Source organism: Roseovarius azorensis, from assembly GCF_900109455.1.
Lineage (GTDB): Bacteria > Pseudomonadota > Alphaproteobacteria > Rhodobacterales > Rhodobacteraceae > Roseovarius > Roseovarius azorensis.
Map to the genome: position 1 here is coordinate 31,310 of NZ_FOAG01000017.1, position 18,438 is coordinate 49,747.

At 60.7% G+C, this 18,438-nt stretch carries 18 protein-coding genes and 1 pseudogene; 8 read left to right on the top strand and 11 right to left on the bottom strand.

Features of this window, described 5'->3' with window-relative positions:
• Window positions 1-5: 5 nt before the first annotated feature.
• A complete protein-coding gene (locus BSG08_RS17585; protein WP_093039158.1) occupies window positions 6-899 on the bottom strand; it encodes an MFS transporter in 894 nt (297 codons plus the stop codon).
• Between the two features lie 49 nt (window positions 900-948).
• Here BSG08_RS17585 and BSG08_RS17590 point away from each other — a divergent pair, with 49 nt between their 5' ends.
• Window positions 949-2,568, top strand: a complete 1,620-nt coding sequence (locus tag BSG08_RS17590; RefSeq protein ID WP_425439307.1) for an ISL3 family transposase — start codon at window positions 949-951, stop codon at window positions 2,566-2,568.
• A gap of 151 nt (window positions 2,569-2,719) precedes the next feature.
• Here BSG08_RS17590 and BSG08_RS17595 read toward each other — a convergent pair whose 3' ends face one another.
• From BSG08_RS17595 to BSG08_RS17610, 4 genes are all read right to left on the bottom strand, one after another.
• The gene (locus tag BSG08_RS17595; protein ID WP_175544817.1) at window positions 2,720-3,655 is read right to left on the bottom strand and encodes a TniQ family protein; all 936 of its coding nucleotides are present in this window, start codon (window positions 3,653-3,655) and stop codon (window positions 2,720-2,722) included.
• The gene (locus BSG08_RS17600) at window positions 3,652-4,509 is read right to left on the bottom strand and encodes a TniB family NTP-binding protein (RefSeq protein WP_245770741.1); all 858 of its coding nucleotides are present in this window, start codon (window positions 4,507-4,509) and stop codon (window positions 3,652-3,654) included. The genes BSG08_RS17595 and BSG08_RS17600 overlap by 4 nt, the downstream gene beginning before the upstream one ends.
• Complete coding sequence (locus tag BSG08_RS17605) at window positions 4,487-6,115, bottom strand: Mu transposase C-terminal domain-containing protein (RefSeq protein WP_093039161.1); 1,629 nt, start codon at window positions 6,113-6,115, stop codon at window positions 4,487-4,489. Before BSG08_RS17605 ends, BSG08_RS17600 begins: the two co-directional genes overlap by 23 nt.
• A 134-nt stretch (window positions 6,116-6,249) precedes the next feature.
• Window positions 6,250-6,804: a hypothetical protein gene (locus BSG08_RS17610; protein ID WP_175544818.1), complete on the bottom strand. Its 555-nt coding sequence runs from the start codon at window positions 6,802-6,804 to the stop codon at window positions 6,250-6,252.
• Window positions 6,805-6,922: 118 nt separating this feature from the next.
• Here BSG08_RS17610 and BSG08_RS17615 point away from each other — a divergent pair, with 118 nt between their 5' ends.
• On the top strand, window positions 6,923-8,086 hold the full coding sequence (locus tag BSG08_RS17615; RefSeq protein ID WP_093039162.1) for a tyrosine-type recombinase/integrase: 1,164 nt from the start codon (window positions 6,923-6,925) through the stop codon (window positions 8,084-8,086).
• A 312-nt stretch (window positions 8,087-8,398) separates the two neighbouring features.
• On the opposite strand, the pseudogene BSG08_RS17620 reads toward BSG08_RS17615, so the two are convergent.
• From BSG08_RS17620 to repA, 4 genes and pseudogenes are all read right to left on the bottom strand, one after another.
• Window positions 8,399-9,446 (bottom strand): annotated as a pseudogene (locus tag BSG08_RS17620) (ParB/RepB/Spo0J family partition protein); the annotation flags it as partial.
• 180 nt (window positions 9,447-9,626) lie between these two features.
• Window positions 9,627-10,838 (bottom strand): plasmid replication protein RepC, encoded by a 1,212-nt coding sequence (gene repC / locus BSG08_RS17625; protein WP_093039163.1) that lies wholly within the window; start codon window positions 10,836-10,838, stop codon window positions 9,627-9,629.
• A gap of 213 nt (window positions 10,839-11,051) precedes the next feature.
• Window positions 11,052-11,981, bottom strand: coding sequence for a ParB/RepB/Spo0J family partition protein (locus BSG08_RS17630; protein ID WP_093039164.1), 930 nt, complete (start codon window positions 11,979-11,981; stop codon window positions 11,052-11,054).
• Window positions 11,965-13,158, bottom strand: coding sequence for a plasmid partitioning protein RepA (gene repA, locus BSG08_RS17635; protein ID WP_093039165.1), 1,194 nt, complete (start codon window positions 13,156-13,158; stop codon window positions 11,965-11,967). The genes BSG08_RS17630 and repA overlap by 17 nt, the downstream gene beginning before the upstream one ends.
• 204 nt (window positions 13,159-13,362) lie before the next feature.
• Between repA and BSG08_RS17640 the strand changes: the two genes are divergently transcribed.
• Both BSG08_RS17640 and BSG08_RS17645 read left to right on the top strand, forming a co-directional pair.
• Window positions 13,363-13,590, top strand: a complete 228-nt coding sequence (locus tag BSG08_RS17640) for an AbrB/MazE/SpoVT family DNA-binding domain-containing protein (RefSeq protein WP_093039171.1) — start codon at window positions 13,363-13,365, stop codon at window positions 13,588-13,590.
• Window positions 13,580-13,975: a PIN domain-containing protein gene (locus BSG08_RS17645; RefSeq protein ID WP_093039170.1), complete on the top strand. Its 396-nt coding sequence runs from the start codon at window positions 13,580-13,582 to the stop codon at window positions 13,973-13,975. The genes BSG08_RS17640 and BSG08_RS17645 overlap by 11 nt, the downstream gene beginning before the upstream one ends.
• Here BSG08_RS17645 and BSG08_RS17650 read toward each other — a convergent pair.
• Window positions 13,945-14,877 carry a recombinase family protein gene (locus tag BSG08_RS17650; protein ID WP_093039172.1) on the bottom strand — a complete coding sequence of 311 codons (933 nt, stop codon included), beginning with the start codon at window positions 14,875-14,877 and terminating at the stop codon, window positions 13,945-13,947. The genes BSG08_RS17645 and BSG08_RS17650 overlap by 31 nt on opposite strands.
• Window positions 14,878-14,998: 121 nt before the next feature.
• Here BSG08_RS17650 and BSG08_RS17655 point away from each other — a divergent pair, with 121 nt between their 5' ends.
• Window positions 14,999-15,244 carry a type II toxin-antitoxin system ParD family antitoxin gene (locus BSG08_RS17655; RefSeq protein ID WP_073037535.1) on the top strand — a complete coding sequence of 82 codons (246 nt, stop codon included), beginning with the start codon at window positions 14,999-15,001 and terminating at the stop codon, window positions 15,242-15,244.
• Window positions 15,231-15,539: a type II toxin-antitoxin system RelE/ParE family toxin gene (locus BSG08_RS17660; protein WP_073037536.1), complete on the top strand. Its 309-nt coding sequence runs from the start codon at window positions 15,231-15,233 to the stop codon at window positions 15,537-15,539. Before BSG08_RS17655 ends, BSG08_RS17660 begins: the two co-directional genes overlap by 14 nt.
• A 3-nt stretch (window positions 15,540-15,542) precedes the next feature.
• Here the strand turns inward: BSG08_RS17660 and BSG08_RS17665 are convergent, their stop codons facing one another.
• Window positions 15,543-16,652: a tyrosine-type recombinase/integrase gene (locus BSG08_RS17665; protein WP_175544819.1), complete on the bottom strand. Its 1,110-nt coding sequence runs from the start codon at window positions 16,650-16,652 to the stop codon at window positions 15,543-15,545.
• A gap of 113 nt (window positions 16,653-16,765) precedes the next feature.
• Here BSG08_RS17665 and BSG08_RS17670 point away from each other — a divergent pair, with 113 nt between their 5' ends.
• Window positions 16,766-17,656: a DUF1403 family protein gene (locus BSG08_RS17670; RefSeq protein WP_093039166.1), complete on the top strand. Its 891-nt coding sequence runs from the start codon at window positions 16,766-16,768 to the stop codon at window positions 17,654-17,656.
• A gap of 3 nt (window positions 17,657-17,659) precedes the next feature.
• Complete coding sequence (scpB, locus tag BSG08_RS17675; protein ID WP_093039167.1) at window positions 17,660-18,262, top strand: SMC-Scp complex subunit ScpB; 603 nt, start codon at window positions 17,660-17,662, stop codon at window positions 18,260-18,262.
• Window positions 18,263-18,438 lie beyond the last annotated feature (176 nt).

An 18,438-nucleotide genomic window follows, 5' to 3' on the forward strand; every position in this document is an offset into this window, starting at 1 on the left:
ACAGCTCACCGCGGCGCGGGATCCCCTTCCGCCCGATCCGGTGCGTCCCGATGCAACGGCAACGCCGCATGGCTGGTGCTGGGCGTGGCGATGTAGGACTGCTTGTCCGAAACGATCGTCTTCTCCCGAAGTCGGATACGTAAGGCGCCGTAGGCCGCGAACAGGCTCAGGACCGCAACGATGAAGTAGAACAGGCCGGACGGTCCCACCCATCCCATCGCCACGCTTGCCGCAAACGGTCCGGCGGCGGACCCGACGCCATAGACCAGCACGAAGCCGCTCGCCGCGGCGATCAACTCGCCCTCGTCGATCCGGTCGTTCACCTCGGCCAGACAGACCGAATAAAGCGGCAGAAGAGCGCCGCCCAGAATGAAGGACAGGGCCACGACAGTGAACTGCGCAGCACTCGGCAGGACCAGGCCGAGCGAAAGCGCGGCGACTAGACCGGTGAGGCTGCTGCCGAGGATGATGAGGCGTCGATCGGCCTTGTCCGACAGCCAGCCCAAGGGCCATTGAAGGACCAAAGCTCCGATCAGGGCCGCCGAGAGGATCGTGCCGGTCTGGGTATCCTGAAAGCCGACCTGCTGGCTGGCCACCGGCCCCATCCCGAAGAAGGCCGCGATCGACGCCCCCATCACGAACGCCCCGGCAAGGGCCGTCGGCGAGATCGCGAACAGTCGCCTCAGCCCCAGACGCGTTGCAAGCACGACACCCGGCTCGCCCGCGCGGCTCAGCGTGATCGGCACCAGTGCCAGCGACAGGCAGATCGACACGACGGCGAAAAGAACGAAGCCCGATGTCGGTGCCAGTCCGACCATCGGCTGGCTCGCGGCCCAGGCCGCGTACATCACGATGGAATAGATCGCGAGCACACGTCCGCGCCAACGGTTCTGCCTCAATTTGTGTGGCGCAACTATCCTGAGCTTGGAACATTCGGGAGGGATAGTCGTGATTTCAAAAAAGCACTGGTCGCCCGGGAGCGACGTTTCGGTTCAAGGCGTTAAGCGACGTGATTCCGGCCGGTGGCTTGTATCCGGTGTTTTGGCACCGAGAGGCATCTGCCCAGATTGTGGTTTGCATTCTCGGCGTCGTCACGGGTGGCGGCAAAGGCGGCTACAGGATTTACCTGCACTTGGCGACAAGGTAACAATCGCACTCTGGGTCTGCAGGTGGCGATGTCGCGCTTCCACGTGCCCGCGGCGGACTTTTTCGGACTACACCTCGTCAATTGCGCGTCCATTTGCACGTCGAACTTCGCGTGCTGATGAGATTGTAGTTCATCTGGGGCACGCCACGGGTGGACGGCCTGCCGAGCGGCTCTTGCGCCGTTTAGGCGTCGGTGTCAGCAATGACACGGTGCTGCGACACCTCAAGAAGTGTGCGGAAAGCGTCGCCCCGCCGCCAACGGTCATTGGCATCGACGATTGGAGCTGGCGCAAGTCGCAGACTTACGGAACCATCATCGTCGATCTCGAGCGGCAGACCGTAATTGATATTCTTCCGGATCGGAGCGTTGAAAGCTGTGCGAGCTGGCTGCGGCAGCACCCTGAGATTGAAGTCATCAGTCGGGATCGTTGTGGCGGATATGCGAAGGCCGCACGTCAGGGTGCACCGCAAGCCCTGCAGGTCGCAGACCGTTTCCATCTCGTCCAGAACCTGCGCCAGGCCATTGAAGAGCAGATGAATATGCATGGCCGCGCCACCGGGCGGGCGCTATTGTCAGATGCCGAAAACATCAGCACGGCCAATCATCTACTGCGATCGCGTCTTGCTCATCGGAAATCACGTGAGGAAATTTTCCGAAACATCCATGCGCTTCGTGATCAAGGGCTGTCTTGTAGCGAAATTGGACGTCGGACCGGCTTCCCGCGTCGTAGTGTGGCGAAGTGGTTGAGCTCCGACTCGCCACCAGACCGCCGCCGAGCTGCATTGAAGCCCACGTCGCCGTGGTATTTTGAGAGCATACTGGCCGATCTCTGGAAACAGGGTATCCGGTCCGGCCAGGAATTATTGGTCGAAATTCAACGCCATGGCTATGAGGGCAGCTTGTCTCATTTGCAACGTCTGCTGGCCGGATGGCGAAGGGATGAACAAACCGTTCTAGCAGGCCCGACCGACACGCCGCTGCCCCTGGCGCCTGTGCGGGACCCGCAAACCGGTCACGCCATTTCGCCGGTTGTCGCAGCGGCGCTCTGTATCAAGCCGCGACGCAAATTGACCGCAGACCAGGCCCAAAAGGTAGATGCATTGAAGGCCGGATCGCCAAGCTTTGCCACGATGCGGAGCCTTGCCATGCGGTTTCAGGGCATTTTGCGCGGCGACCAGTCCGCCCCGCTGGACGCATGGATCGACCTGGCCATTGAGACTGGCATCCCACCAATCATGCGCTTTGCCCGCACGCTGCACCGCGACATCGAGGCCGTGCGCAATGCCATCGAACTTCCGTGGAGCAACGGTCAGGCTGAGGGCCAAGTCAATCGCCTGAAGACCCTCAAGCGCGCCATGTACGGTCGCGCCGGACCAGAACTCCTCAGAGCCCGAATGCTGCCACTGCGCCACACAGATTGAGGCAGAACCTTTAAATCTGAGACATGGCGCTTTGAGCGTCGAGTTTTGTCCTTAACTGTCACTGTACCCTAATTAATCAGATTCTGCGGGTTCAGGGCATTTTGGGGCACTTTTGTACCCTTAATTACAATATATCCACAGGCTGCTCGCTTCAGGATTTAACCCCACTTGAGCGCGTCCAGATTGCATCGGCGCGCGCCAGTAACGCTTGACGATTTGCATCGTGTCCGAGCTCTGAGATGGCCTGACGTGCTGCTCGCAAAGCGCTCTCGGATGCATTTGGGCGGCTCATTCCGTGTGTTTCCTGGCCGGTCGGATGCCCCGTTTCGCGCAGTCCCGTCAACTGTTGATCGAGGTCACGCGACAACCCACGGACCCGCTCGATCACCCTGCGATGCTGAGGAAAGACGCGGCGCAACTCCCGAACCACCTGGCCGTTTCCTCTCAGCATGATGGCGGCACCCAACAAGGGACGGGTCATGCCGACACCAACCGCAGCAAGTGCCATCAATCTTTCGAGTTCGTTCATGGAGATGACGGACGCTGAGTTGCCGACGCCCAGAATCGATACAATAGACAGGGTCAAATCCATTCGGCGCAAACGCCTGAGATCGTTGCTCGCCACAGCCGTTTCCCAGACCTGCGCGCCACGTGCAGCGCGCGCAAGTAGCCGGTCTGATACGGCTTCGGCTGGATGTTTCGCCGCGAGGGATTGACCGCAGGTTTCGCAGGTCATCGACCACGCGAAGCGCCAATGACGAAGAGCGAGACCGGGTGTTTGCTCCGTGCACCCCGGACAATACTGGAAGTCATGCCGTGACACGTATCGTACGGCATGATGCACCGTATCCGGAAGGGTCATGGCGGCGATTTCATTCCGGGTCCGTTGAACTGCCGAGCAGAGGCGGGCCCAGTCCATCTCTCCGGGATCGTTGATACGCTCCGGCACCCTGCCCTGCCCCAAGCCGAGATAGCCGCAAAGCTCTTCGACAGAACAGTGATTGGCTTTTGCCAATCGCCCGATCCAACTGGACAGAAGCTCATCGCGCGCTGGCGGTGGCCGAAACGGTAGCGGTTTGACGTTCACCCGAATGTAGCAACGGGCTGGCGAGGAATGCTCCAGGCATGCTTCGTCCAAACCGGTTGCCAGGCCTGAACTGCTTCGTCCGTGATCCGCTCTTCTCCGGTCTCAATCGCATCGATAGCCAGGGACTTGATCATGATAAACACGCGGGAGGTCACACCCCCGGTAACCTTCAGGATCGTCCGAAGCGACGCCACCGTCAGGCCTGAGCGTTGCTCAAGCGCCATCGCCGCGATCAGTGTCTGGATCAGGCGAGAGAACTCCACATCGTCTTCCCAGAGCGGCAGGTAGTGTTCGTCTAGACGTCGGGCCAATTGATCGTCTCCTCGAACCGTCTCCAGGGCTTCGTTCACACCGAAGACAACGAGTGAGGCGCAGAGATCGTTGGCGAGGAACCGGAGCATGTTCAGGAAACGGCGTTGCTCCCGGTAGCTGCCAGCAAGCAGATTGTGCACCTCGTCGATCATCAACATCCTAAGGTCCATGTCCCGAAGGTGACTGAGCGCGCGCACCTCGAGCTCGGACACGGTATGCCGGCCCCACATCGGCGCCCCAATCGTCGCCAGGATGTGCTGATAGAAGCGTCTTTCGTCCGGTGCGGGCGGGGCCTGAACCAGCAGTATGGGTGTCTTCGTGGCGCCCAGTTGGGCGTTGTACTGCGTTGGATATTTGCTCGCCATGCGCTTGGCGATCATCGTCTTTCCGATGCCAGAGCTGCCATAAACCATCAACCCTGGCATCCGGCTTTGCTGTGGCATTTCCATCAGGGATGTCAATCGGTTGAGAACGATGGTGGCACGGTCGAACGCGATCCAATGATCGCCGCGGATACGGTCAATTCTTTCGTCTGGGGTCATTAAACTCATCAATCTCATAGGTTGGCAGATCAGGATTGCCCGTGTCGATCGCGAACATTTCGCGTGACGGATCGCGACGTGGTTGGTGCCGGGGAAGCCGAGCACCTCTTTCGTTTTCCAACCGGGCAGTCCTTGTCTTTTGGCGCGCCGCTTCGGCCAGCCGCCGTTGCGCGTCAATCAATTGGAATAGGACCCGCTCGTTGATCCGGCCACCGTGTTTTTCCTGCCAATCTTTCCGCGCCCGCCGACTTTCCCAAAGCGAGATCCGCGGGTGGCAGAGATCCCGGTAGCGCGCCGGGGTCACACGGCCATCACCGGTGATGACCCAGACCTGCGACAAGTCTCGCGGATCGTATTTCACCTGCACCTTGCCCTGCCCGCGTCCGACCAACGACGCGAAGACATCACTCCAGTAATGGACCCCGAAGAGCGTGATCCCGGTACGCCCGAGCTGGCGCCACTCGAAGGGCAAGAAGCTCGTCCGAAAGGCTTCGACGTCAACGACCTGCCGCCCCGCAGTATCCCCGCCGAGGTCAGCCCAGGCAGCCAACGGCGTTCGGCCGAGGGCTTCGTGAACCGTATTGTGGTAGCGGCAGATTTCGAGATGAAGCCAGTCCTCGAACTCGGTCAGTGTCAGGGCCGCATGCTTCTCGCTGTCATAGTCGCCCTTCTCGACGATTGAGGAATGCGTCGTCCCGGGCAGTACATGAACGGCACCCATGGTCGTTCCGATCAGCCGTTCTACATGGCCGCCATAGTGTTTGCCGCCAAGCGGACGATACTCGACAGAAATGCCCCAATCTTCGCAGGCCACTTTGAAGGCATCGCTGTGGAACTCCTGCGCATTGTCGACGTGGATCGCCTTCGGAATGCCCGCCGTCGGCCAAACCAACTCTTCCATAGTTCCAGGGACGTGCACCGATTTCCGGCGCACGCAGTGATCGAGACATAGGGCGATCGACAAGACAGATGGCTCATCGAAAGTGACATAGACCCCAAGAACGATCCGGCTCGCGACATCGATGGCCACCGTCAGATAGGGGCGCGCAAGCGGCCGTCGATTGACGTGATCGACCAACGTGATGTCCGAAGTTGTATGATCGATCTGAACGACTTCCAGCGGGGCCGAAACTTCAAGGCGGCCAGGACGCGCGGCAAAAACCTTGTCAGCCTCCTCTGCCCCGCGCCGTTTCCGGAAGACCTCTCGCTGATCCATCGCGTCGAGACGGGCTTTGACCGTTTTCCGGGTCGGGGGCTGAAACCCCTTCGCTTCGCACTCGGCACGGATCTCGCGCCAGATGCGAAGAAAGCTCGAGCGCTCACGAACCAGATAGTAGCGCTCCAGACTCTCATCGATGATGATTTCGACGTCTTGTGCGATCCGTTTCGACCCCGGTTTCGGCCCGCGACGGTCCAACTCCAACGCCGTGGCACGTGCATCGTTCTCTCTCAGACGCCGGTAGAGCGACCATGTGTGGCTTTTCGCCAAGCCGAGTTCCCAAGCGGCGTCCCCGATAGCAGCGCTGATCGGCTCGCCCCTCTTCTCAAGCTCCAGGATCGGCCGAAGAACCGCTGCACGATGTTTCGCAATACGCTCGCTGGCCACGTAAATCCCCCACCCCAACAGGCCGACACTTATCCACAGTTCCGACCGTACGGCAATTAAGGATACAGTATGGTAATTAACGGTACAATATGAAAATTAAGGGTACAAACCGCCATTGATTTTATGGGACAAATTCAGGCCCGATTCTGATTAATTAGGGTACAGTGACACCTGGTGTGGTCGATCTGGACGATGTCGAGCGGGTGTTTCGCCGTGAGCGTACCAGGCGTGGCCAGGTGAATGCGTTCGGCTTTGTCCTTGCCCTCGCGTCTGGCCATGAGCCGTGCCTGGTCCCTCAGGCCCAGCCAACGCCCCAGGCGGCGGATCGAGGGTGGTGCCAGCCCCCGCGCCTGGCAATCGGCCGCGACCTCGCGCCAGAACCGCGTCTTGGTCGGTTTGCGCCGTGTGGCATAGAAGTCTTTGAAATGGTGGGCCACAATCGCTTCTACTGCCGGGTCCAGCGGCTGCATGCCCGGCTTTGGGCCGGACGTGTTCGGCAGAAGTGCACTGGTCCGCGCATCTTCGCGAAACTGCTTCGCCAAACGATAGACCGTCGCCCGGCTCACATCCAACTGCCGCATCGCCCAAGCAACGTCACAATCCGTGAGCTGTTCCGGCAGCTCGGCAAGCACTCTTGCGCGAAACTCGGCTTCTTCCCAATCTTTGTCGGCTACGGGATTATCGGACATGACTTGAACGGTGCACGGATGCTGTGTAGTCTCACGAATAGTGACTCATATCCATGTACAGTCTCATGAACTCCGACTCAATCTGAAAAATGAAGAACCGGGAAACCCTTGAAAACAAATGCATCGAAATCTCAGAAATTCCGGCAGTCCGACAAGCGGTACCAAATCAGCCTCCGAGGCTGAGATATCGAGCTCCGCACCCCATGAAACGCCGCACGGTGACGAGCGCGACGAGAGAGAGCCTGCAAGTGGCGATGGGATCGCCCTGCCCTCCCATGTCGCGGGCTCCGGCACGCTGGATCGCCTGGTCGACACCGCCCGCGACTATGCGAAGGCGTCGACGGCCGAGAACACCAACAAGGCCTATGCCGCCGACTGGAAGCACTTCGCACGCTGGTGCAGGCTGAAAGGCACGGACCCCCTGCCCCCCTCTCCCGAGATGATCGGCCTTTATCTGACAGATCTGGCCGCACCAACAGGCGGACCCCCTTCGCAGTCGGCGTCCCGACCCCTGTCGGTCTCGACGATCGAGCGCCGCCTGTCAGGCCTCGCCTGGAACTATGTGCAGCGGGGCTTCGCCATCGACCGCAAGAACCGCCACATCGCGACGGTGCTGGCCGGGATCAAGCGCAAACACGCGCGCCCGCCGGTGCAGAAAGAGGCGATCTTACCCGAGGATATTTTGGCCATGGTGGCCACCCTGCCCTACGACCTGCGCGGGCTCAGGGACCGCGCCATCCTACTGATCGGGTACGCCGGTGGCCTCCGTCGCTCCGAGATCGTCAGCCTCGACCACGGCAAGGACGATACCCCCGACAGCGGCGGCTGGATCGAGCTCTTCGACAAGGGCGCGCTGCTGACGCTGAACGCCAAGACCGGGTGGCGCGAGGTCGAGATCGGTCGGGGATCGACGGACCAGACTTGTCCCGTGCACACCCTCGAGCAATGGTTGCACTTCGCCAGGATCGACTTCGGGCCGATCTTTGTGCGCACCTCCCGCGATGGCAAGACCGCCCTGCCCCACCGCCTCTCGGACAAGCATGTCGCCCGCCTGATCAAGCAAACCGTCCTCGATGCCGGGCTGCGCCCCGACCTGTCCGAAAAGGACCGGGTCGCGCTGTTTTCCGGTCACTCGCTGCGCGCCGGGTTGGCCAGTTCCGCCGAAGTCGATGAGCGCTACGTCCAGAAACAGTTGGGGCATGCCTCGTCGGAGATGACCCGCCGCTACCAGCGCCGCCGAGACCGGTTCCGGATGAACCTGACGAAAGCCGCGGGGCTCTAGCGGGCAAATTTGATCTCGACGCTCTTGCCCGCCGGGCGCGCCCAGGGCTTCCTTTCGGAGGACAGAGTCAGCGCGAACTCCTGCAGACACCCGATGGCCCCGCTTGAAGCCGGGGCTCGATGCGCAATTATCTCCGTCATGAGGCGCCGAGGCGACGGTTCAGCGCCGTCGTCGGCTTCATGGAGCAATCGGACCAGAAGCAGCTGCCATTCTAACCGGTGAACCCGCCCCGCCAGGGAGTCGAATGACCGCCGACGCTATCCCCTGGCTTCTGACGGCCAGGACGCCGCCACAATCAACTGCCGCCCAAACCTCCCGGCGCACTTTGACGCGATAGATGGCAAGCCGTCCATCACGATCGCGCGTTCCGAAAGCGCCTGCCCGTGCGATCTGGCCCTGATCGAAAATCATTGCACGCGCTTAGAGATCTTCCGTCTCGCTTTCTAGCTGCCCAAGAAGGGCGTCGATCTATTCGCGAATATTGTCCTGACCGGAATATTCCTCTTCCAGCGCCTGATACTCGGCAAAGAACTCGGTATGGGTGCAGCTTCGTCATCCGTCATCGGCGCCGGATCACCCGCCAGACGCCGCGAGCCGAGGCTGAAGCGTTAGGGCAGGTAGGGCGACACCTTGATCCACTTCCAGCATTCGGTGGCGATTGTCTCGGCCTCGGCTCGCGGCGGCCCGAGGCCCGGAGCGAGGTCTCCGTCAGCATCCGCTGGATCCGGTTCGGCTCCTTGTTCCAAGACGGCTCGATGGCTTCCCAGACCTGCAACTGGCGCCAGTGGTCCGGGTTCGCCGTGAACGCCATGAGCTGCTCCAGCATCATGTCACCGTCGGCGTAGAACTCGAGCAGGGCAGGGGTCACCGACGCGAGTTTAGGGCGCTGTTTCACCACCTGCTGCGTGACGAAGAACGCAGCGGCGATCTCCTCATCGCCCTGACCCTTTTTCCGCAACGCTACGAAGGCGCGGAACTGGTCGAGCGGGTGCAGAGCAACCCACAGCATGTTCTCGGCCAGCAAGTCATCCTCGGTGAGGATCGCGGAATCCGCTTCCCGCACGATGCAGGGGATCGGCGTCGTTTTGTTCAGGCGCTTCTGCTTCACCAGCAGCGACAAGACCTGGAAGCGCCGGCCACCGGCCGGGATTTCGAACGTGTCGGTCTCGAGACCGACATGATCCAGCACCGCACGTACGCTCAGGCTCCGTAGCAAGCCGCGGCGAGCGATATCCTCGGCAAGGTCCTCGACCGATACGCCAGCCTTGATGCGCCGCACATTAAATTGGCTCAACACCAGCTTGTTGAACGGGATATCCCGCGAGAGGGACAGGGTGATTTTCTGGGTAGATTTCACCATCAGGTCGGCTCCAGGACAGGCGCGGGAAGCCACTCTCCCGATCTCACTTCCCGAAACCCTCAAATCAACAATCCTTTTACTCTCACCGTTCAGAGCCGCGGCACAGTCAGACTTAACAGCTGTTAAGTCTGGGTGGGATCGGATTCCAATCGCGGGTTAGCGTACCAAAATTAACAGCTGTTAAGCCGCGCTCCGCCTGCCGATCAGCGCCATCACCATCGGCCCGCAGGAGAACTCGCCTGCCGCTGCCTTGGCTGTCAGCGCCCGCAAGTAGCCACCCGGGGACCTGATCTCCGCAAAACGTTCCAGCATCGCCACGACGACAGTTGATGCCTGCTCTGGCCCCATGCAACGCTGAGCCTCCTCCCAAGCCGAGGGACTGATGCCCATCGCTGGACGCACGTGAGATGCCGCGTCGAAGAGTTGGTGCCAGTGTCGGATCTCACTCTGGTAAAAGGTCTTGAGCGACGGACAGCCCGCAATAACGAGATGAAGCGGAATCTTCGGCACTTGTCTCTTGTCAGGCTCTTCAGTCCCGCCCTCCGGCACGTCGGGTTGGTCTCCTGGCGCTACGGCCGCCGCCCCGGCTTTTTCTAAGCCAGGTTCAGAATCTATAGATTCTTTATTTGAATTATGATGGTGACGCTCAATACAGGCATCATTGGTGACCATTTCTTCTGTTTCGGGGCCATCAATTACGTTGCGCGCGCGATCGAGCAAGGCTTCAAGTTCTACCCGATACTGGTTAAGGTCTTCGAGTGACAGCTTGCGGCGAAGTGCCCGGGCCGTCAGGACAGCGGCGTCGCGTGACTGGTCCCACAGGCCGAGGCCTGGCTTCATCTCTTCGCCAAACTCCGCCAGGGCCGCGAGGTCGCGCCGCATAAGGCTCACGATCTCTCTAAGCCGCCGAACCCGGTCCTCTGCCTCACGCACGGCCTCTGCTGCACGCCCAATCTCCTCCGATCGGCAGTAGAGCGGAGACAAATCGAAGCCGAAGGCCACGCGTTCATCGCCATGCTTGCGGACGTAGCGCTTGCCATTCGGACTGTCGCGCCGCACAAGTAGGCCCGCGTCGACCAGTCGGGCGAGATGACGCCGCATCGTCGAGCAAGGCATGCCATTGAGCCGCTCGCAGATGGCCTTGTTGGACGGGAAGACGACCATCTCGGCGTTCCCGCCAAGCGCATCGTCGGGAAAGAAGCTGAGAAGCCCCTGAAGAACCGTCAGATCGCGCTCAGTAACGCCGAAGGTGGCCTGCGCTTTTGAAAGTTCCCGGAGCAGCTCCCATTTGTTGATCGGCTTACCCGGAACGGATGCCTCCGGCTTCTCGATCACGCGCAGATGGGCGTGCGAGATCGGCCGCATAAACGGCGAAAGTGGTGTGTACTCCATGAAAACGCTCACGAAGGCAAAAATTCTACGGCCCGCGAATCGCTTTGCGCTTGCGGGATAGGGGCCAGATCGCTACATTCAGAGGTGCGAAAACTGAGATTTGTAGCGGGTCAAGCCCGTTGCGAAACCCTACAAAGGTCTCGTGAAGCTAGCTTCTCGGGGCCTTTTTCTTTTTTGCCTGTATCGTGCCTCCTTCTTGTTGGTTGCTCTTCCTCAGTCTTCTGAACGCGTCCAGCGTTCATGAAGCTCGGTTATCAGCTGTGGTGCATTGCCATTCAGCCAGCTGACGAATCCTGTCTCTTCAGCTATCAGATCGATTTTCAGTTGCTTGCCTCGACGTCCGGTCGTAATGGTCGCCGATCCGACCCCCCGGATCAGAACAGCGGGAACTCGTGCGTCGGCCGATGGGCCTGGGCGCACTGCTTTTTGCGCTGCTGAGAGGACCGCAAGAAACGCCTTGTCAGACTTCTCATCAATTCCACCGGGATGGCTCGCTTTGGCCTCGTTGGCTACAGTTGCCAGCTGATCCCGATCCGACTCGACAGTTCCCAAGGACTTCTTGAGTTCTTCCCATCGCGGACGGCCGATGCCGGGGGCGGCGCCAATTGAGAGGACCAGATCTTCGCCCACAGTTCTGACAACACTCAACAGCTGTGAGACACCAGCCTCAGTCAGATTCAAAACCTCGGCGACGCCCTTGTTCGTGCGTTCCGTCTCGTTCAGGTGATCACCGTCCAGCAGAGCAGCGGCGACAAGCGCCCGCTCTATAAAACTCAGATCGCGGCGTTCCTGGTTCTCGAGAAGCTGATCGCGGAGAGCCTGATCTCCTTCAACCTCGGTGACAATGGCGCGGACCTTAATTCCAAGCTCGCGGCAGGCTTCGAGACGCCGACGGCCATAGATCAGGCTATAGCGATCACCTTCCAATGGCCGCGCCAGGACGGGCACGCGCTGACCGTTCTTGGAGATCGACGCCTTCAAACTTTCAATCTCGATCTGGAGACGGTCATCAAGCCGTCCCGCCGTCTCGATTTGCCCGGTGTCGATCTCGAACACTCCACCGCGAAGACGACGTCCCTCCAAGGCGTCGGGCGCATTGCGAAGGGTCTGCAATGGCAGACCGAGTTTAGGCTTTCGTGCCATTGCGCCCCCACGTGCTTTGGATGATCGCAGAGATCTCGTCGTTTACGGCGTTCATCGAGTCGATAGCCCGATCAAAGGTTTGCCGCGTGAACTCCCGCCGATCGGCTTCATAAAGTGTCTGCTTGGTCAGCCCGGCATCCGATATCGCCGTGGACTCCACCATATGGTTGGTGAGGACCGATCGGCCAAACAGGCCGCGGATGAAGGCAATCACTTCGGTTTGTGGAGCATCACCTACCTTGTAGCGAGTTGGCAGGAAGCGCAGCCAGTCAAAGCGCAGGTTTGCGCCCGCATCCCGGATGACCCCTAGCAAATCAGCCGTCATCCGCAGGAACTGTGACATTGACATAAGATCGAGCATTTGTGGGTGAACGGTCACTAGCACCCCCGATGAGGCGGAGAGAGCCGACATGGTCAGGAAGCCGAGCTGCGGCGGGCAGTCTATCACGACGACGTCGTAGCTCGCTTCCACGCGATCCAACGCATCGCGAACCCGGGCGAAAAAAGCCCGCGCACCGCTACGCTGGATCGCGGCAGGGGTCTCGTGCTCGAACTCCATGAGTTCGAGGTTTCCAGGAATCAGGTCGAGGCCGCGAATGTAAGTCTTGCGGATCACGTCCGAGATCGGAACCGGATCGTCGTAGCGGACCGCATCGTAGAGCGTCCCGCCTTCCATGAGGTCAAGCTCCGGCTGGATGCCGTGGAGCGCGGAGAGGGACGCCTGCGGGTCCAAGTCGATCGCGAGGACCCGATACCCCTTAAGGGCAAGTCGTTGTGCCAGATGTGCCGAGGTGGTGGTTTTGCCCGACCCGCCCTTGAAGTTCACAACGGATACGACCTGAAGCTCGTCCCCTTCGCGTCGCCCCGGCAGGTAGGTTCCTGGCTTTTTTGTATTTGTTTCCAGCGTCGTACGGATATCCCAGATATCATCAAGCGTGTAGCGGCGGTGACTGCCGGCTGTCGTCTCGACATCTGCGATTTTTCCTTCTCGATGCAGCTTGCGAAGGTAGGTATGATCGACGCCGAGCAACTCGGCCGCCTCGCCGCTGGTCAAAGTGCGCATGACCTTCTTCGCGTCCGGGGGAAAGTGAGCCGCACGCTGAGCATGCAGATTCGACGCGAGAAGTTCCGCGTAATGCCCGATGGCGATGTCTAAGTCCTGCTCGGCTTCGCTCATGTCTGCCCCGATCCGTGGGCGCGTTTTTTATGTGACCGCGCGTTATTTTTCGAGACTATTGCCCGAGCCACCAGATTCGTGCAAGCACTTTCTAGATTTGGTAGGCGACTTACCCGTCACCACAAGAGGCCTGGAAGGCCAGCTTGATTTCAGAGGCGGGTGGATATACATGTTACTCAGTATATCCAAACTAGGGAGGCCGAGATGCAAATAGCAAAATGGGGCAACTCGCTGGCAGTCCGCTTGCCTGCGGAGCTGGTGCGTAAGCTCGGCCTCAAGGAAGGTGACCAGATCGACCTCGTGAAGGACGGCGGCAGGTTCAAGGTCCAGCGCCAGCCTCGCGCCGATGAAGTTCTCGATGGGCTGCGTCGTTTTCGTGGCAAACTGCCCGCTGCCGAGCGGTTGACACGCGATGCCGCGCATGAGCGCTGAGTTCGCAGACACGAATGTCATTCTCTACTTGCTTGATGACGGTCCTAAGTCTGATCGAGCCGAGGAAATCCTGGGACAGGGGCCCCGGATCAGTGTTCAGGTCCTGAACGAAGCGCTGGTCAATTGTCGGAGGAAGGCGGGCCTGAGCTGGGACGAGACGGGCGCTTTCCTGGCCGGCATTCAGGCACTCTGTCCCGTCGAGGATCTGACCCTGCAGACGCACGAGGTCGGGCGCGCCCTGGCGGAACGCTACGACTTTTCGGTCTATGACGCGATGATCGTGTCTGCCGCACTGATCGCGAAGTGCACAACATTGTGGAGCGAGGACATGCACGACGGACTGCTGGTGGAAGATCAGTTGCGCGTCGTCAATCCATTCTCCTGACACGTCATGGCGGGGCTGTGTTCCAACAATCCAAGTCGCTCGGCGCGTTCCAGCAGCATCCTCACGGAAGAAGGCTGCCAGCTTGTCCGGCCGCGCGGGGTCCGTTCGCGCATGGCCTCCAGCCTGTCGCAGATCGCCTGGAGCGTGATGTCAGGATCGGCGCCCTTGATACCTGCCACGATGGCGGGCAAGCGGTCGTCGGTATCGCGCCGCCCTGCACGGTCAAGGACGGTCTCCGGCAGGAAGCCGTCGCGCACATAGGCTTTCACGGCACGGAGCAGGCGGCTTTGGGTCCAGCGCCGGTCATGGGGCAGGGGGCCATTGATGATCCGCAACATGTCCTCCCAGGCCATATCGGGACGCAACCGACGGACATGTGGAACCCAATCCTGCGCCGTCTCGTTCAGACGCTCCATATAGCCGTCCTGTCGCGCCAGTCGGACCTTACGCAACGCGGTCGGGTCTTTGGCGCGAAGGCCGGGGTTGCCGCCGACTCGGCCCGCTTGACGCGCGCTGGCAAGACCGGCCTTGGTGCGCTCTCGGATCAGCGCGCGCTCGAACTCGGCCGCGGCACCCAGGACCTGCAGGGTGAACTTGCCCTGTGGCGAGGAGGTGTCGATCGGATCGGTCAGCGAGCGGAAGAAGGCACCCTTGGCCTCCAGTCGCTCGATTACTTCCAGAAGGTGCGACAAGGATCGCGCCAGACGGTCGATGCGCACGACGACCAGCGTATCGCCCCTTCCGATACGCTCCAGCACACGCGCAAGTACCGGCCGAGCGCGATCACCGCCTGAGGCGTGCTCTTCGAATATCTCGACGCATCCCACGGTTTGCAGGGCCTCAGACTGGGGCAGGGGGGTCTGATCCTCTGTCGATACGCGCGCATAGCCTATCAGGGGCATGAAATTCGGCCGTTTGCAATTTAAGATATCGCCAATAAACGACCGTTTGGTTCCGTTTTGTATGAGCCGTTCTTGCACTTTGGCAAACTTTGTCATACATGCTACTAATAAGGAGATCACCATGGGCACCATGAATATTTCGTTGCCGGACCAAATGAAAAACTGGGTCGAAGAACAGGCAAAAACCGGACGATATGCGAATTCCAGCGACTACGTTCGCGATCTGATCCGGCGCGACCGTGCCCGTCGCGAGGCCATTGCTGAAATTCAGGCTGCTGTCGACGCAGGCCTCTCCGGTGGTCCCGCGACCTCGCTTGATCGCAGCACGTTCAAGTCTCGGATGCACGCCAAATATGCCGGAGAATAACGGTTGGGTCATTCGACCCGCGGCTGAAACCGACTTGTCCGACATCTGGCACTACGGCGCAGACACCTGGGGCATCGAACAGGCAGATCGCTATGCTGATGGCCTGTTTTCGTTATTCGACCTGCTTTCCGACTTTCCAGAAATGGCCCGGGAACGCGACGAGTTCTCACCCCCGGTTCGCATTCATCCCAGTGGCGTGCACCTGGTGATCTACCGAGCGGAGGGGCAGGGGATCGAGATCATTCGCATATTGCATGCTCACCAGAACCTCACGGCCTATCTGCTTGACGACTGATCGTCACAATCCCGCGGCTTTGGTTAGGTTCACCCTGAACCTGTCTCGACGGCGCTGGTAGCGACGGGTCATCTCGGCAGATGCGTGACCTAGCTGCTTCTGGACGTAGCGCTCATCAACTTCCGCTGAACTGGCGAGGCCGGCGCGCAACGAGTGACCGGAGAACAGCGCTAGGCGGTCCTTCTCGGGCAGGTCGGATCGGATGCCGGCATCCAGGACCGTGCGTTTGATCAGGCGGGCCACATGTTTGTCGGAAAGGCGGGCTTCGAGCGCTTTCTTGCCGTCGCGGGAGGTGCGCACGAACACCGGCCCGAAGTCGATCTTCGCGAAATGCAGCCATTGTTCAAGCGCATGGACCGGGCAGGTTTGCTCGGATGACCCGCGCCCAATCTCGACCTCGCGCCAGCCGGTTTTGGCATTCAATGTCAGTATCACACCATTCTCGAGGATTTCGATCCAACCACCACTGTTGGGCGTGTTATCCTTGCCGACATCCAGGCTGACGATCTCGGAGCGTCTGAGGCCGCCAGCGTAGCCAATCAAAAGGATCGCCCGATCTCGCAGCCCGCGCAGGTCATAGGGCAGGGTGGCCACCATCGCCAGGATGTCCTCGGCCAGAATGGCTTCTTTCTGCGCCGGCGGTCGCGCGTGTTTTCGCTTGATCCCCGCCAGCACCGTGGCGATGTGCCGGTTCTTGCGATCGAGGGTGAATCCCCGCTGCGCGTAGTTCCAGGCGAGACCCGAGAGGCGGCGGTCTATGGTGCTGACCGAAAGGGTAGAGGAGGGGCCTGACCCGGACGCAAGATCCGCGAGGTACAGGCCGATCATCTCCGGCGACGGCGGCAGCGGCTCAGCGCCCTTCATCCGGCACCATCGCGCAAAATGCGTCCAGTCCTTGGCATAGGCTTTCAGCGTGTTCTCCGAGGCCGCGGCACGGGCGTAGTCGCGAGCGGTTTCGACCAACCGGTCGAGCGCGCCGGATCCGGCCACAGACGAAGGGAGGCTCAAGGCCTCTCCGTCCTGGCGATCTCGCTCGTTGTCATCGTTGGAAGAAGACACGTTTGCCGCTTCTGAGCTCGATTTCTCGATGTTTTCTGCCATGCCGCTGAGCATATCGTTTTATGTCCGATAATGCAAACTTATTGGACATAGTGGAGAGCTGTAAGGTGGGGCGGTTTCTACACAATATGGTAGGCAAAAGCGCCGCGACGGGATAGTGTGGTGGCATGACCTATCAGTCCACAGCGATCTCCGACGACCCAGTTACCCTACCAAAGCTGCCCGGCTGGGTCACCTCCGAACGGGCGAAAACCCCTGAAGATGTGGCCTTTATGTCCGGCGCTGCACTGAGCCATCAGCATCTTGTGTTGGGTCACGACGCGGTCCCCCAGGTTTTGCTCCGCGCGCGGTTGGCTTTGCGCGCCGCAGAGCGCTGTGTGGCGAATACGGGTCGATCCGAACGGGCAGCAGAGTTACGCGATGCCGTCGGGTTTCTGCAGCCAGGTGACAGTCCCGGGCCTGCCGGTGAGATCACCCTATCCTGGCAACGGGCGGTGGAGCGGCCAGTCTCGGTCAGTACACTTAATCGAGCATTGCCTGCTTTGGATCCTGAGGCGATCGCTACTTGGCTTGATATGGGGCAGGGGGCACCGGTCGCGCGGGCGTCGACTGTCTTGGAGGCAGTCCTGGAAGATCGACCCCGCGATCAAACGGCTGCGCTGCTCCTGACCGAAGCGGCGCTGGCGCAGGCGCTCGGTTGGTCATATGTCCTGCCGCTGCTGTCGATGGGACTGAAGCGTGGCGATTTGCGGAAGACCGGCGCGGAGCTGCGATTTGCCTGTCATCTGGCGATCGGTACGGCAGCGGTCGAGGCGACGCGAGAGACTAACGATTTGTCACGCCGGGCCGCTCGGCTTCGGGCGATAGCGCCGAAGTTGCGGGCCAAAGGCGCAGAGGAGGCGGTGGCTGTGTTCCTGACACACGATGCCGTGGCTCCGACAGCGCTGACCTCGCTGCGATCCGATCGAGCAGCGCGGCGGTTTTGCGACCGGCTGGTCGCGCTTGGCGCCGTGCGCGAGCTGACCGGGCGCGACACATTCCGGCTCTACGGGATCTAAGCGATGGCGAAGGATCATACTGAATCCGAGCTTGACCGCGAGCTCGAAGACCTGCCGGCCGAGCTGCGGTGGCGGGAATGGATGCGCCGGATCGAGGCGGTGCTGTTCGCCTCTGCGTCCCCGGTCCCGCGCGAGGATCTGGCGCGCGTTGTGGGGCAGGGGGCATCGGTCGACATTTTGGTCGAGGACCTGAAGGCCGAACTGGCTGAGCGGCCCTATGAAATTGCCTGCGTCGCTGACGCCTGGATGTTGCGCACGCGACCCGTCTATGCGGCGGCCATCCGGGCAGCCGCGGATGTGGGCGAGCAGGACCTCGATCTGCGTGAATACGACATCGCCGTGTTGGCCGCCATTGCCTATCACCAACCAATCACGCGCGACGGGCTGAAGGACATCTTTGGCAAGGACATCAGCCGTGACCTGATCGGGCGGTTACACGCGCGTGATCTGATTGGAACCGGCCCACGATCCCCGCGGCGCGGGGCACCCTATACCTACGTGACGACCGAGCAGTTCCTTGTCGCCTTTGATCTCAAGTCGCTGCATGACCTGCCGGATCGGGAACAGCTCGAGGATGCCGGCGTATTGTCGGCGGTGGGGACCTAAGCCAGCTCCCAGAACACAAACTGAGGTCGGCTTCCGCTACTTGGCGGTGTCGGCGCGCGAGCAGATCGGTTCAAGCGTTGTCCAGATGTCATCGACGACCTGCGCGAGGCTCATGCCTTCGATGTCGGTCGCCTCGGAATAGGCGATCCACTGTGCAGACTTTGTTGCATCTGTTG

Bases quoted from the DNA above. Each gene is read 5' to 3' on its own strand.
- BSG08_RS17655 (WP_073037535.1), top strand. From the start codon at position 14,999: ATGGGCACCATGAATATTTCGTTGCCGGACCAAATGAAAAACTGGGTC.
- BSG08_RS17660 (WP_073037536.1), top strand. From the start codon at position 15,231: ATGCCGGAGAATAACGGTTGGGTCATTCGACCCGCGGCTGAAACCGAC.
- BSG08_RS17650 (WP_093039172.1), bottom strand. From the start codon at position 14,877: ATGCCCCTGATAGGCTATGCGCGCGTATCGACAGAGGATCAGACCCCC.
- BSG08_RS17600 (WP_245770741.1), bottom strand. From the start codon at position 4,509: ATGACCCCAGACGAAAGAATTGACCGTATCCGCGGCGATCATTGGATC.
- repC (WP_093039163.1), bottom strand. From the start codon at position 10,838: ATGGAGTACACACCACTTTCGCCGTTTATGCGGCCGATCTCGCACGCC.
- BSG08_RS17610 (WP_175544818.1), bottom strand. From the start codon at position 6,804: ATGTCCGATAATCCCGTAGCCGACAAAGATTGGGAAGAAGCCGAGTTT.
- repA (WP_093039165.1), bottom strand. From the start codon at position 13,158: ATGAGCGAAGCCGAGCAGGACTTAGACATCGCCATCGGGCATTACGCG.
- BSG08_RS17645 (WP_093039170.1), top strand. From the start codon at position 13,580: ATGAGCGCTGAGTTCGCAGACACGAATGTCATTCTCTACTTGCTTGAT.
- BSG08_RS17665 (WP_175544819.1), bottom strand. From the start codon at position 16,652: ATGCTCAGCGGCATGGCAGAAAACATCGAGAAATCGAGCTCAGAAGCG.
- BSG08_RS17630 (WP_093039164.1), bottom strand. From the start codon at position 11,981: ATGGCACGAAAGCCTAAACTCGGTCTGCCATTGCAGACCCTTCGCAAT.
- scpB (WP_093039167.1), top strand. From the start codon at position 17,660: ATGGCGAAGGATCATACTGAATCCGAGCTTGACCGCGAGCTCGAAGAC.
- BSG08_RS17615 (WP_093039162.1), top strand. From the start codon at position 6,923: ATGCATCGAAATCTCAGAAATTCCGGCAGTCCGACAAGCGGTACCAAA.
- BSG08_RS17640 (WP_093039171.1), top strand. From the start codon at position 13,363: ATGCAAATAGCAAAATGGGGCAACTCGCTGGCAGTCCGCTTGCCTGCG.
- BSG08_RS17670 (WP_093039166.1), top strand. From the start codon at position 16,766: ATGACCTATCAGTCCACAGCGATCTCCGACGACCCAGTTACCCTACCA.